Below are 14,163 nucleotides of genomic sequence, written 5' to 3' on the forward strand. Positions count from 1 at the left end.
CCTTTGTTAGATGCTTATCCTTTCACTGCTCCACTGGTAACGCCCGAGAAAATATACTTCTGTAAAAACAAATACAACAAAATCGTCGGAATCATAATAATCAGAATCGCCGCACAAATATTCGTCCATTGTGCTTGATTATTGCCTGCAAACCGCATAATCGCTGTAGAGACCACAACCAAATCTTGCTTGGGCATATACAGAAATGGAATATATAACTCATTGTAAATATTGATCGTTTTCAAAATAATCAAAGTCGCTGTTGCCGGCCCAAGCAACGGTAAAATAATACTGCGATAAATCCGTAACAGACTGGCTCCATCCATCATGGCACTTTCGTCCAATTCATACGGAATATTTTTGATAAATTGCAAATAGATATAAATCTGAATCACATCGGCCCCTACAAATAATAAAATCGGTGCGTAAAGCGTATTATAAATACCCATCGCTTGAATAATCGAAAATGTAACCACTTGAGTCGTAATCGTCGGAATAATAGTAGCGATCAGAAACGCACCAATCACTAACCGTTTGCCTCTAAATTGAATTCGACCTACAGCATAAGCCACCATCGTACCGAGTATAATATTGCCAAGCAATGCGATAATAATAATTAGAAATGTATTCAAAAAAGCGTGCATAATATCTGCCCGGTCGATAACATTTGCAAAGTTTTCAAAATTCAAAAAACTAGCAGGTAACGAGAAAGGATTACTGCCTTCATCTTCTTTTTTGAATGCATTCACAAATACCACATACAGTGGAAACAAAACGGTACATGTTCCTACGATCAAAATGACATATTTGAGCATATGCACGATATCAAACTTTCGATTCATAAGCAGTTAATCTCCTTTCCGGTTAATGACTAGATTTTGTACCACCAAAATAATAGCTGTAAATAAAAGCAGAACTACACTCATCGCTGAAGCTAGACCGTAATTGTTAAATTGGAATGCTGTTTCAATCGTTTTGAACAAAAATGTTTCACTTGCTCCAGCAGGCCCACCTTTAGTTAAAACAAACGGTAAATCAAATACCGCCAAAGCACCACTAAGCGTAAGGAACATATTTAATGAAATAATAGGTGTCAAATTAGGAATCGTAAGCGACCATAACATTTGAAATCGGCTGGCTCCATCTATTCTGGCGGCTTCATACATATCTCCGGGAATCGATTGAAGAGCTCCCAGATAAATGACCATATTGTAGCCCATAAAGCGCCAAAATCCGATAGATGCCAGTGCATAGTTGACCAGCGAAGCATTCCCTAACCAACTTTGTTGCCATGATTCTAATCCAACAAGCCCTAGCAATCCATTTAACGATCCATTAGTCGTATCAAATACATACTGAAACATAAAAGCCACTGCAACAGCATTCATAATAAAAGGAAGAAATAACATCACTCTAAAAAAATTGCGTCCTCGCAATTTGGAATTTAAAATCACAGCAAATACAATCGCTACGATATTTTGAATAATCCCAATCAATACATAAGGAATCTGATGAAGAAATACACCAAACAAATCAGGATTGGTGAAAATTTCAATATAGTTACCCAGTCCAAGCCACTCTTTGACCGGGCTGATTCCATCCCAACTGGTAAAGCTCAAATACACTAATCGCATCGCTGGATAATACGTAAAAATAGCTAATAATGCTAAAGGTATTAACAAAAACGAAATCAATATCAATTTTCGTTGTAATGGATATGAAATATGACTCATCGTTCCACTTCATTCCCTTTCTGTAACAGCTTCATTCAGCAAAGCAAGATCACTCTAATAAAATGAGCTGCTTTGCGGATCTTCTTCATCTGTTCTAGTGTGAGCACAAATAGACGTCTATGTTCTATTGTTAATGACCTAACGATTTTTTGGCATTTGCCCATTCGGCATTATATTTATCCATAATCGTTTGTGGATCAGGAGCCAGTACAAATTCTTGTACAAAGGCTTCTTTGGTAATTTGTGCTTTATTGACGATAGCAGTAACTTTAGGATCATCAGATACTGCTTCTAGATACTTGGGTTTGAAGCTATTAAATTCTGTCAATTGTTCTACAGCCGGCTTTTTATCTTTCAATACAGGGATAAATCCAGCAAAATCATCGAACCCTGAATCTTCTAGCATCCATTTTACAAAAGCTTTGGCTGTTGCAGGATGCTCACTATTTTTGTTCACACCATACGCCCAGTCCGGTGCTAATGTGACATTGTATTTACCAGAATTATCGTAAGGAAATGGAAAGTACCCGATATTGCTGGAATCAGTGCCACTTTCAATCACTTGCGGAATCGCCCAGTTACCGATCACATACATCGCGAATTTACCACTAGCGATATCTTTTTTGGATTGTTCCCAATTGGTAGAGTTAATATCTGGCTCTAAATAACCTTTTTCGTACATATTGCGAATAATGCTCATCGATTGACCGTAAGGGTTATCCAGTTGGTAAGGAGCATTACTTTCAAGTCGTTTGTTGTTGAGATTAGCATCGCCTGCAATTGCAGTTGGAATCTCAGAAGACCACGGATACAATGTCCACTGATCTTTAAAATTAGAAGCTAACGCAACTTTACCTGCGGCTTTGAGCTTGTCTGCTGCTGCATAGAACTCATCAAGCGTTTGGGGAACCGCAGTAATACCTGCATCGGCAAAAGCTTTTTTGTTGTATAAAATACCTGTTGTGGTCGCACCTACTGAAATACCATACACTTTATTTTCAAACGATTTGTAATCTTTAAAATAAATACGATCATTCAATCCGAGATCATCTAATGGGGTGAAATATTTGGGGAGGTCTGAATTAGGAATCGTTGGAATCAATACCACATCAGGAAATTCGCCAGAACCGACACGAATTTTGGTCGTTTTGTCTAGATCTGTAACTGCTTCAAATTCAACATGAGCATCTGGATATTTTTCATTAAAACGTTTGGCATAATCATCATATTTTTCGCCAACCATATCTGTCCGATTTGTTAAAAAAGTGATCGTGCCACTAATTTCATTTTTGTCTGCTGATGTACTCTGATTTCCACCACAGGCTGTTAACAATACCGAAAATATACAAACGAGCAGTACAGACAAATATATCTTTTTCACTTTAAAGCCCCCTAATATTGATATCGCTTACATTCAAACATTAACATAATTAAACTTCTATTTCAACAATATAATTATATTTAATTCAACATATTGATATTTTTGAAATAGACTTTAGATAAACACACACCAAAAAGACACTTAGCGTATAAGTAATACTTGCTAAGTGTCTTTTATAAACTATTTGTATTCCATATCGTTGTATAACATCGCTTTTCGTCGTTTATCACTATGACTTTCTTCTATATCACTGCTTGGGTGCTGTAATCGATGCCCGCTCAATCAATTGGGTAGACATTAATATGTGCTCGGGTGTAACCTCAGGATGTTCGATTCGGCGCATTAACATCTGTACTGCGCGCATGCCAATATCATTTTTGGGAACACGAATAGTCGTTAATTTGGGGTTCATCAATTCTGTTAACGTTAAATCGTCAAACCCGATAATCGATACATCATCCGGACAATGAATATCCCATTTCGATAATAAACTGAGTGTTTCCAAAGCAACTACATCATTCCCACAAAATAGTCCGGTTAAAGCTTGCTCTGAAGTTGTTTGCGTTTTCAATGTATCTGCAAATTCACCTGTAATGTACATCCCTGTCCCACTTACACCGATACCAGCAATAAATGTAGCTTGAATTTCTTCATCATTTTTCTCATTAAAATCACGAATCGCTTCACGAAATCCCCGACTACGTTCACGAAAGCTCCACGAAGCATCTGGATCACCAACAAATCCTATTTTCCGATGACCTTGTGCAAACAAATAATTGGTCGCTTGATAAGCACCAAGAAAGTTATTGGCCAGAATATGATCAATCGAAGGATCAAGTAAGTTAGCATCTAACATAACAAATGGAAAATCGATCGAGCGTAGCATTTCGATATAATTATCCGGTAAATGTCCCATCACTATCGCTCCATCTGCTTTGCGATCATAAATGCTAGACGGCAATCCTTCTTTTGGGAATAAACTAATATCTATTGTCGATAAAATCATACTAAATTGATGATTGGTTAATTCAGCTTCTACCCCTTGCATGACTTTACCCCAGTATTCAATATCATCTAGGTATGCTCTAGGCATCAGAACAACGATATTACCTGTTTGAGTATCGGAAGCTTTTTTGCGAACAGGCTTAATACGGTAACCCATTTCTTCAGCAGTTTGCCATATTTTTTCTCGTGTACCTTCATTTACAGCAGGGTCATTGGATAACGCTTTAGAGACAAGTGCTTTGGAGACTTTCAATTCATCTGCAATCACTTGGAGCGTAATTTTTTTCATGGAGCTAATCATCCCCCTTTGTTCTATAATCTATCTATAGTGAATTCACTTGACTTAACAATAAAGCTTTATTCAACAAATTTCAACTCTAATCCTATTCTCTATATGTATCAAAAAAATCCAAACAGCAACCAAGAGATTTCTCTTAGCATACTGTTTGGATCGATTATTTTACAAGCTATCTAATATGACTTGCTACATACAATAAAATACTTATACTCTAACTCTAATCTTTCCTTTGCTTCACTATTACTTTAACTTCGGTAACTCATCACGTGTAATTACATTAGAAGCATTATAGACAGTCTGGATCTGAGCATTGGTATTCTTTTCAAATGTTAGCTCTGCCCAACTCATAGCAAATGCCCATTTCGGTTGAGCCGCTAACTGACTAGGTGTAGGTAATACATCACATTCACCAATCGCTATCGGCTTGCCATTGGCTACGCTCAAAGCTGTATTGTATTTCTGCGTAGTGAATCCATCAGGATTGTATACGTCTAAAGCAAAGATATCCCAATAAGCATTCCCTGGATTGTATACATTCCAATTCAGATCCAAATCTTGCATATCCCATACCCATACCAGATTACTTAACCCTTTGGTATTTACAAGATAATCATGAGTCAAACGATACAATTCAGCAGTACCGGTACTACCCGGACGACCTGCCCACCAGAATACCCCTTGATTCATTTCATGGAATGGACGGAATAATACAGTGACTTTATTGTCTTCTAAATACTGAAGATATTGTGCATAATTATCTAAACGAGCTTTCCACGCTTTGTTTAATGTACCGCCGTTAGTCGTTAAGTCTTTCCACTGAGCATCGCTTAAATGACTGACTACTCCGCCTTCCCAATTGCCAGCATCCGCTTGTGTAGGTGGTGTAACGTGCATCATCACCTGGACAATCGCTCCGTTATCCCACTGCTTTTTAGCTTCATAGATCATATTCCAACGATTGTTGACATCATTGGTTGAAAACAATAAATCACCACTCCATAATCCTGGATATTTACCTGTAATACTTTTGACTTTCTCTGTCTGTACAGCAGGTGTAGCATTCGGTTCACGATTGTGCATGCCGATTACGGTTTGTTTGCCACTGATGCTTTTAATATAATCAAGTACTCCTGTAGCCGCTTGTGTACCACTGCCGTATATTTCAAATTCGTATAACGAATAACCATAGGTAGTCGCCCGTTGGAACGCATACATTTTTACATATCTAGCGGTAGTCGATGGAAACGTAATCGTATTGGTTCCTCCAGTGTTGCTATAGTTCGAATACACTGTCGTCCAATTTACATTATCGGTAGATGTCTGAATCTGAAATTGCTTCGCATAAGCAGCTTCCCAACGCAAAATAACACTGGATACCGATTGAGCTGTTCCGAGATCAACAATGTAATATTGTGTATCGCTATTTGTCGATGCCCATCTCGTCGATAAATTACCGTCTACTGCATTAGTTGCGATATTACCACTGGCTTCTGTAGAAGACACAACTACATTTTTGCCACGAGCCAGATTAATATCCGCTGCTTCTGCTTGCGATCCCAAAGACATTCCTACACCACCAAACACCAAACTGAACATCACTAGAACTAACAACCACGTATAATTTAGTTTCACCATTATATTACCTCCCTTGTAAGGTTCAGTGTTTTCTGTCTACTCCTATCCTGTAGATTGCACTTTTTATCAAGCTTTTTGCTGAACCTTTTACAATTCCGCTCATCACCTCCTTATCTTTTTTATAATATAATTATACTTTTATTTAAAATTTAATTTTGTTTATTATACATATATTACATAATTTGAAAATAAAAATATATACTTATTTTTCAATTCATTAAAATTATTTACAAACTAAAAAGACCATCTGTTGATACCAGATGGTTTTTGCTTTTGCTAAAAGATCAATTTAAAATGTTTCACACTTCAACAGTGTATAGACTTCCATATCATATATGTAGCAGTATAAGCTCCTGTATGGCTTCAAAATCGTTATTAGATTATATGATAAATCTTTATGCTTAACTTATTAAATAGTGTCTTACGCTTGATCAGAAGCCTTTTACATCTATATCCAAAACCAGCACACTATCCAAAGAAACATTCCACGGTAATTTCACAAAACAAAAAGAGCGCCCCAACCGCTATACAACGGTTGAAGCGCTCTTTTGTTATCTGTACATCTCATAATGCCGAGAACCGGAATCGAACCGGTACGGTAGTCACCTACCGCAGGATTTTAAGTCCTGTGCGTCTGCCAGTTCCGCCACCCCGGCACAGTAACCCACATTGATGTTGAGGGTTATACATGTGCTACTTGTCTTTATGTACTGATTGTATTGCGTTACACTTATATCAAAAATATAAGTATGCCGAGGACCGGAATCGAACCGGTACGGTAGTCACCTACCGCAGGATTTTAAGTCCTGTGCGTCTGCCAGTTCCGCCACCCCGGCACATGTTGAGATAAATAAATTCATCTTCATGCCTGTTAACTTTATCACTTGTTGTGATTGTTTCGCCAACATTTAAGATCATACCATGCTAGATATCTAACTGTCAACACTTTGGATTCGATTTTATTTTCAGTTAACCAAACCGTTGATTTTCTAAGATATAATATCTACATTTTCAAAAGAAATATACTGCGGCAACAATAAATTAAAACGAATAATCGTTCCCTGTTCTCCACTATTCATTTCAAATTCTCCATTCATCAAATGGATTAATTTTCGACTAATTGCCAGATTCAAACCGATACTACCGTATTGCTGATACCATGACATATCGTTAGCTTCTTTTAACGAATCAAATAACTGTTCTAACGTTGTGATATCTACAGTCATATGAGAATTGTGAACAGTAATATCTAATGATACATTGTTATCAGAATCGCTTATTGCTGTTGACGCTGATAATGTTAATTGTCCTAATGAATTGAAACGCAATGCATTAAGCGTATTGATCAATATCTGTCTCAACCGCAAAGCATCTCCATAAATCAACGGAAGTTCACTTGGGTTAGTGTTCATTTTCAATGCGATGGGATTGTCATCCAAAGGTGTGCCGAGTGAAGTCACCACTTCATGAATCGTATGCATGAGATCAAATGGTTCTTGATCAATCTTCGTTGCGCCTTCTTCCATATGACTAAAACTCAAAATATCTTCTACCAAAGTCAACATCGACTGATTACTGGATTCAATAATATCCATATAGACTTGTTGCTGGGGATCTATCTCTGAATCCATCATCAGATCAGCTACACCTACAATATTGGTCATCGGTGTGCGAATTTCGTGTCCCATAATAGCTAAAAGGTTCCGATTCACTTGTGCTGACTTTTCCGCTTTTAGACGGGCTTGTTCTAATTCAATTTCTTTTTGCTGAAGATCGGTTACCATCTTCTCTAGCTCTACTACATAAGCTAAAAAGATCGTCATTGTTTCTAACGTTTGAATATCAGCTTCACTGAACTTGTACGTATTGCGATCCAATGCACAAATCGTTCCATAAAATACTACCATCACGCAAACGTACCGGTAATCCTATAAAAGAACCACCACCTATAGAACGTGTTACATCCATATGACGTGTTAATTCATTTTCATTGGTATTCTCGATAATCAAAGGCATATTACTTTTTGTTTTTTCATTATTGATCACTAGACTGCAATAACTTAATTCTAAAGGAAGTATACTTCCCTCTTCTACAAGATGTTCATCACGATTATAAGCTCGCATAATCACATTATTGAGACCGTCATTGCTAGCGATAAAAATAGTATTAATGTGGATAAGTCCACCTATTATTTTAATAATGTGGTCTGCTGCATCGCCCACATTTTGATATAACATATTACTGATTGAAGAAGTATTCATTATGAACTCCACCGTCTTTCATTAAGAAAATATTAGATATAGTTCTATATACCCAAATTATACTTAAATGTATTATATATTAAATTTTAAATAATGTATTGTGAATTTTTGTACTTTTTTATGATTGTAGAATATGTTTGGATACACATATCAAATCAGTAAAAGTTTATATTTGTGATTCATCTGACGTCACATTGGTTTATTTCGATAACATAGCCTTTATATTGATTTACAATATGATTGATATCTATTATGTCGAAAATCGCTAGATAGACGAAAGGATGACTTCATAATGAGTAAACCGGATGAGTACAAAAACCATGAAGAACGTGGAGCGGGTGTAGATCCTATACCAGATCCAGACTCTAATAAAAATCATTCCGCAGAAAATCTGCTAGAAGAAGCAGTGAGCGAATCGGTAGATAAAGTTAAAGAGGACTTCAGTAAAGATTCTAAAAAAGACTCTTCGACGAAAGATTCTTCTCATCAATAAAAATATTTCTGATTCTTTTGAACTACTTAATCAGGGTTAAAGCTTGGAGGTAATATGCTATGAAATTTATTCTAATTGTTGTTATTGTTGTACTATTAGTTATGTTATTTATGCGACGTAGAAAAAGATAATATCACTACTTATAAAAAAAGACCCTTACAGATGTAAGGGTCTTTTTCTAATGGGCCCAGAGGGACTCGAACCCCCGACCAACCGGTTATGAGCCGGTAGCTCTAACCAACTGAGCTATAGGCCCGCATCTCCAAAAGAACGATTTCAATTGGAATGTAATATAAACAGCGACTCAATTAATATACCGTATTTCACTATTTCACGTCAAGTTAATTTTCTGCATATCTTGTATAAGCAGATGCTTCACTTTATCATGATCGTGTTTATATTTTACAAAATATGTATGTTTATTAAAAGGTAAGGGTACACTGTAGGCAGTATACCCTCTTCTATATGATATCAAAATATATGGATTTTATTTTACAACTATGGCGATGTAGTATCGTAATCTAGATCTACTTATTTACCAAAAGCAGATGGATCTTCACGCCATGAGCGTAATAGTTCTAAATCTTCTGCTGGAATTTTGCCCAATTCTACTGCTTTGTCGATCAAGGCTGTATAGTTAGAAAGAGTCTGTAATGGAAGATTAGCTTCTGCAAAAGCATCTGTAGCTTTATCTAGTTGATAACTAAAGATCGCCAGTACTGCTAATGGATCGGCTCCTGCTTCACGCACAGCCTCTGCCGCTTTAATCGAGCTACCTCCTGTCGAGATTAGATCTTCGATCACAATCACTTTTTGCCCTGATTGAATCAATCCCTCGATCTGATTATGTTTACCATGTCCTTTGGCTTTGTCACGAATATAAGCCATTGGCAAATCTAACTTTTGCGCGACCCAAGCTGCATGCGGAATACCTGCTGTAGCTGTTCCTGCGATCACTTCTGTATCCGGATATTGCTCACGAATAATCATAGCAAACGCATCTGCTATCTGATCGCGTATGTATGGATAGGACATTGTAAGACGGTTATCACAATAAATCGGTGATTTGATACCCGATGTCCAGGTAAAAGGTTCTTGCGGGCTTAATGCTACCGCTTCAATCTGTAGTAATGCAGATGCAATATGAGCTGGAATCTCTTCAATGGTTAACATGTAAACTCATCTCCTCTATAATCTGTTGTGTCGCTTCTCTAGGATCATTTGCACCGGTAATCGGACGACCGACGACTAAATAGTCACTTCCCCCGGCTATCGCTTGTCCTGGCGTTAATATACGCGTCTGATCCCCTATATCACTACCAGCCGGACGTACACCCGGAGTAATCGTAGCAAATGACGCTCCGCATGCTTGTTGAATCATCGCTACTTCTAATGGAGAGCATACTACTCCACCCAGACCACTTTGCTGTGCTAAGCGTGCGTAATGAACCACAGCCTCTTCCACTGTTCCTTGAATACCAATTTCTTGATTCATCACTTGTTGTGACGTACTGGTTAACTGTGTAACAGCAATTAATAAAGGGCGTTCTAAGTCAGTATCTGCTATTAGGGCAGACTCCATACCTTCTACTGCCGCTTTCATCATCTGTACTCCACCTGATGCATGGACATTAAAAATATCTACGCCAAGTCTGGTGATGCTATTAGCTCCACCTTTAACAGTATTCGGAATATCATGCATTTTCAAATCCAAAAAAACTGAATATCCTTTTGACTTTAACTCACGAATAAAATCAGGTCCTGCACTGTAAAATAATTGCATGCCTACTTTGAGCGTACATGGAATGTCTTGAAGATGTTCAATAAATACTCGTGCTTCTTCTACATTAGGATAATCTAGCGCTACAATCAAGCGCTTAGCTATGGATGGGGAGATCGAATGTGTCAACTGTTGTACCTCCTTGAAGATATCGTATTTGTGGTTGATACGAATATAGATATACAAGTCGTATAGACCGATTATATGCACACAAATGACGGCGGACACTAGAATGGTCCGCCGTACTTTAGTTTTGTGTGATATAGTCGCTTATTTTTAGCTCAGAATCGTTTCCTGATCTTCCAATTGACCGACTACGATATCGTTAACAACGTCTTTTTTCGGATTTGCAGTGACTGTATTAGTCAAAGACGGCATAGCATAAGAAGAGAAGTTAATTGTATCTAACATTGTGAGCAATGCTTCAACCGTATCCAGTGATGTCATACATACCACACCATTTTCAACAGCTTCACGGCGGATACGGAATCCGTCACGAGCAGGCGTTTTCCCTTTCGTGAAGGTATTGACTACAAAGTTGGCTTGTCCACTGCGGATCAGATCCAGAATGTTCGGCACACCTTCTGTCAATTTATGAATCACGGTTACTTTGATTCCTGCTTCTTCTAATGCTTTTGCTGTACCGCTTGTTGCAATAATTTTGTATCCTAGACGGTAAAATCCTTTAAGCAAGCGAACCGCTTCTGGCTTGTCTTTGTCTGCTACAGTTGCAATCAATGCTCCGGTTGCCGGGATTTTCATACCTGCTCCGATTAGACCTTTGTACAGAGCTTTGGCATACAGTAGATCGCGTCCCATAACTTCACCTGTTGATTTCATTTCAGGTCCAAGCGTAGGTTCTACACGGCGTAATTTGGCAAAAGAGAACACTGGAACTTTGACCGAGATATATTCGCTTTCTTTCCATAATCCTTCGCTATATCCCAAATCTTTAAGTTTAATGCCTAGAATCGCTTGTGTAGCAATCTTCGCCATTGGAATATCGGTTACTTTACTCAAGAAAGGCACTGTGCGTGAAGAACGCGGATTCACTTCGATCACGTAGACTTCATTTTGGAAAATAACGAATTGGATATTTACCAAGCCGACAGTTTTAAGCTCTTTAGCTGTACGGATCGTGATATCGACCACTTTTTGCTTCAATTCTTCTGAAAGATGCTGTGGAGGATACACTGCGATGGAGTCACCGGAGTGAACTCCTGCGCGTTCGATATGTTCCATAATTCCTGGTACAACGACTGTTTCGCCATCACAGATCGCATCCACTTCCACTTCTTTACCTAGCATATAACGGTCAATCAGAACCGGATGCTCCGGATTTACTTTGACTGCTTCTGCCATATAGAGCAATAATTCTTCATCAGAGTATACAATCTCCATTGCACGTCCACCCAGTACATAAGAAGGACGAACCAGTACCGGATAACCTAATTTTTGCGCTGTTTCTACCGCTTCATCTATCGATAGCACTGTGCTACCTTCAGGCTGTGCAATATTAAGGCGAGACAATAAAGCTTCGAACTTTTTGCGGTCTTCTGCTTCATCAATACTTGCCAAGCTTGTTCCTAGAATTTTAACGCCTGCTTTGCTTAATGGAGCTGCAAGGTTAATCGCTGTTTGTCCACCGAACTGTACGATAACTCCGATCGGATTCTCCTGTTCGATAACATTCATAACATCTTCAAAGAACAACGGTTCAAAGTACAGTCGATCTGACGTGTTAAAATCGGTTGAAACCGTCTCAGGGTTGTTATTAATAATGACTGCTTCATAACCGGACTCTTGAATAGCCCATACCGCATGTACAGTAGAATAATCGAACTCTATCCCTTGACCGATACGAATCGGGCCCGAACCTAGCACTACGATTTTTTCTTTAGGGCTTTCGATTACTTCATTTTCCGTCTCAAATGTAGAGTAATAATATGGTGTAGTAGCTTCAAATTCTGCGGCACAAGTATCTACCATTTTGAATACAGGCATCATATTATTTTCTTTACGATATGCACGAATACTATGTTCGTTATTAAATGGATCTTCTGGATGATTGATATTGCGTAACTCCGCAATCGAGCGATCTGTAAATCCAAGACGCTTCGCCATATATAATGTATCATCGCTCAATGTATCTTCTGATGAAAGTACAGATTCATATGCAACAATACGTTCAATTTTATCTAAGAACCACCAGTCAATATTAGTGAGTTGTTGAATCTGTTCCAAGCTGTAGCCGCGACGGAATGCTTCTGCGACCAAGAATAGACGCTCATCATCTGCTTTTATTAATCGTTCATCTAATACACTATCTTCGATATGTTCTGCATCTTTTAGATGAATACGATGAACACCGATTTCAAGCGAACGTACTGCTTTGTGAATCGCTTCTTCAAATGTACGTCCAATCGCCATTACTTCGCCTGTTGCTTTCATCTGTGTACCTAATTTACGGTTAGCACTGATAAATTTATCAAACGGCCAGCGCGGAATTTTAGCAACGATATAATCTAGTGTAGGTTCAAAGCAAGCATATGTTTGTCCTGTAACAGGGTTGACGATTTCATCCAATGTATAACCCATTGCAATCTTCGCTGCCATTTTCGCAATTGGATATCCTGTTGCTTTGGAAGCAAGTGCAGATGAACGACTTACACGTGGATTTACTTCGATCACATAGTATTGATAGCTTTGTGGATCAAGGGCGAACTGTACGTTACATCCACCTTCAATATTCAGCGCACGAATAATTTTAAGCGATGCAGAGCGTAGCATTTGATATTCACGATCAGAAAGCGTCTGGCTAGGTGCAACTACGATACTATCGCCGGTATGCACGCCTACTGGATCAAAGTTCTCCATGTTGCAGACTACGATACAGTTATCGTTTGCATCACGCATGACTTCGTACTCGACTTCTTTCATACCTGCGATACTTTTCTCTACCAGACATTGTCCGATCGGGCTATAACGAATACCTGCTTGTACCGTTTCGCGTAATTCTTCTTCATTGATACAGATACCACCACCTGTACCTCCTAATGTATACGCAGGACGAACAATAATTGGATAGCCAATCTCATTTGCAAATGCTAACGATTCTTCAAGTGTGGTTACGATAACACTATCAGGAACAGGTTGATCCAATTCACGCATCAAGTCGCGGAATAAGTCACGATCTTCCGCTTTTTCGATCGATTCTAATTGAGTTCCTAGCAACTTCACGTTTTCGCTTTCTAGTACTCCTGCACGTGCCAATTCTACAGCCATATTTAAGCCTGTTTGTCCACCCAATGTAGGTAGTAGACCATCAGGACGTTCTTGACGAATAATTTGAGTGACGAATTCAAGTGTAATAGGCTCGATGTAGACTTTATCTGCCATATTCGTATCAGTCATGATTGTTGCAGGGTTACTGTTGATAAGTACAACTTCTACCCCTTCTTCTTTGAGTGCCTGGCAAGCTTGTGTACCTGCATAGTCAAATTCAGCAGCTTGACCGATAACAATAGGTCCGGAACCAATAACGAGTATTTTTTTGAGTTCATTATTTCTAGGCAT

The 14,163-nt window shown here is 38.4% G+C and carries 11 protein-coding genes and 3 tRNA genes; 1 reads left to right on the forward strand and 13 read right to left on the reverse strand.

All coding sequences use genetic code 11. The annotated features are described in order from the left end of the window. Window positions 1-14 precede the first annotated feature (14 nt). The 9 genes from QE450_RS12290 to QE450_RS12330 all read right to left on the reverse strand — a co-directional run bounded on the left by QE450_RS12290 (window position 15) and on the right by QE450_RS12330 (window position 8,314). Entirely contained in the window at window positions 15-842 is an 828-nt protein-coding gene (locus tag QE450_RS12290; protein WP_307299527.1) for a carbohydrate ABC transporter permease, read from the reverse strand. A gap of 6 nt (window positions 843-848) precedes the next feature. Continuing rightward, on the reverse strand, window positions 849-1,733 hold the full coding sequence (locus tag QE450_RS12295) for a carbohydrate ABC transporter permease (RefSeq protein ID WP_274172273.1): 885 nt from the start codon (window positions 1,731-1,733) through the stop codon (window positions 849-851). 130 nt (window positions 1,734-1,863) lie between these two features. Continuing rightward, window positions 1,864-3,114, reverse strand: a complete 1,251-nt coding sequence (locus QE450_RS12300) for an ABC transporter substrate-binding protein (protein ID WP_307299529.1) — start codon at window positions 3,112-3,114, stop codon at window positions 1,864-1,866. Between the two features lie 247 nt (window positions 3,115-3,361). Further along, on the reverse strand, window positions 3,362-4,408 hold the full coding sequence (locus tag QE450_RS12305; protein ID WP_273613062.1) for a LacI family DNA-binding transcriptional regulator: 1,047 nt from the start codon (window positions 4,406-4,408) through the stop codon (window positions 3,362-3,364). A gap of 249 nt (window positions 4,409-4,657) precedes the next feature. Next, on the reverse strand, window positions 4,658-6,052 hold the full coding sequence (locus tag QE450_RS12310) for a glycosyl hydrolase (RefSeq protein WP_307299532.1): 1,395 nt from the start codon (window positions 6,050-6,052) through the stop codon (window positions 4,658-4,660). A gap of 570 nt (window positions 6,053-6,622) precedes the next feature. Next, window positions 6,623-6,708: transfer RNA gene (locus QE450_RS12315), tRNA-Leu, on the reverse strand. A gap of 94 nt (window positions 6,709-6,802) precedes the next feature. Next, a tRNA-Leu gene (locus QE450_RS12320) sits at window positions 6,803-6,888 on the reverse strand. 153 nt (window positions 6,889-7,041) lie between these two features. Continuing rightward, window positions 7,042-7,959 (reverse strand): sensor histidine kinase, encoded by a 918-nt coding sequence (locus tag QE450_RS12325; RefSeq protein WP_307302689.1) that lies wholly within the window; start codon window positions 7,957-7,959, stop codon window positions 7,042-7,044. After that, window positions 7,901-8,314 carry a hypothetical protein gene (locus QE450_RS12330; protein WP_307299534.1) on the reverse strand — a complete coding sequence of 138 codons (414 nt, stop codon included), beginning with the start codon at window positions 8,312-8,314 and terminating at the stop codon, window positions 7,901-7,903. The genes QE450_RS12325 and QE450_RS12330 overlap by 59 nt, the downstream gene beginning before the upstream one ends. Window positions 8,315-8,606: 292 nt before the next feature. On the opposite strand from QE450_RS12330, the gene QE450_RS12335 reads away from it, so the two are divergent. Beyond that, window positions 8,607-8,807 carry a hypothetical protein gene (locus tag QE450_RS12335; RefSeq protein WP_274172269.1) on the forward strand — a complete coding sequence of 67 codons (201 nt, stop codon included), beginning with the start codon at window positions 8,607-8,609 and terminating at the stop codon, window positions 8,805-8,807. 182 nt (window positions 8,808-8,989) lie between these two features. Here QE450_RS12335 and QE450_RS12340 read toward each other — a convergent pair. From QE450_RS12340 to carB, 4 genes are all read right to left on the reverse strand, one after another. After that, a tRNA-Ile gene (locus QE450_RS12340) sits at window positions 8,990-9,063 on the reverse strand. A 275-nt stretch (window positions 9,064-9,338) separates the two neighbouring features. After that, window positions 9,339-9,980 (reverse strand): orotate phosphoribosyltransferase, encoded by a 642-nt coding sequence (pyrE, locus tag QE450_RS12345; protein ID WP_273613066.1) that lies wholly within the window; start codon window positions 9,978-9,980, stop codon window positions 9,339-9,341. After that, complete coding sequence (gene pyrF, locus QE450_RS12350; protein WP_274172268.1) at window positions 9,967-10,716, reverse strand: orotidine-5'-phosphate decarboxylase; 750 nt, start codon at window positions 10,714-10,716, stop codon at window positions 9,967-9,969. Before pyrF ends, pyrE begins: the two co-directional genes overlap by 14 nt. Before the next feature lie 147 nt (window positions 10,717-10,863). Beyond that, window positions 10,864-14,163, reverse strand: a complete 3,300-nt coding sequence (gene carB / locus QE450_RS12355) for a carbamoyl-phosphate synthase large subunit (protein ID WP_273613068.1) — start codon at window positions 14,161-14,163, stop codon at window positions 10,864-10,866.

It is taken from the genome of Paenibacillus sp. SORGH_AS_0306 (assembly GCF_030819345.1).
GTDB classification, from domain to species: Bacteria; Bacillota; Bacilli; order Paenibacillales; family Paenibacillaceae; genus Saccharibacillus; species Saccharibacillus kyungheensis.

Excerpts from the sequence above, each read along its gene's own strand:
- QE450_RS12290 (WP_307299527.1), bottom strand. The coding sequence starts at position 842 with ATGAATCGAAAGTTTGATATCGTGCATATGCTCAAATATGTCATTTTG.
- pyrE (WP_273613066.1), bottom strand. The coding sequence starts at position 9,980 with ATGTTAACCATTGAAGAGATTCCAGCTCATATTGCATCTGCATTACTA.
- carB (WP_273613068.1), bottom strand. The coding sequence starts at position 14,163 with ATGCCTAGAAATAATGAACTCAAAAAAATACTCGTTATTGGTTCCGGA.
- QE450_RS12305 (WP_273613062.1), bottom strand. The coding sequence starts at position 4,408 with ATGAAAAAAATTACGCTCCAAGTGATTGCAGATGAATTGAAAGTCTCC.
- QE450_RS12330 (WP_307299534.1), bottom strand. The coding sequence starts at position 8,314 with ATGAATACTTCTTCAATCAGTAATATGTTATATCAAAATGTGGGCGAT.
- QE450_RS12295 (WP_274172273.1), bottom strand. The coding sequence starts at position 1,733 with ATGAGTCATATTTCATATCCATTACAACGAAAATTGATATTGATTTCG.
- QE450_RS12335 (WP_274172269.1), top strand. The coding sequence starts at position 8,607 with ATGAGTAAACCGGATGAGTACAAAAACCATGAAGAACGTGGAGCGGGT.
- QE450_RS12325 (WP_307302689.1), bottom strand. The coding sequence starts at position 7,959 with ATGGTAGTATTTTATGGAACGATTTGTGCATTGGATCGCAATACGTAC.
- QE450_RS12310 (WP_307299532.1), bottom strand. The coding sequence starts at position 6,052 with ATGGTGAAACTAAATTATACGTGGTTGTTAGTTCTAGTGATGTTCAGT.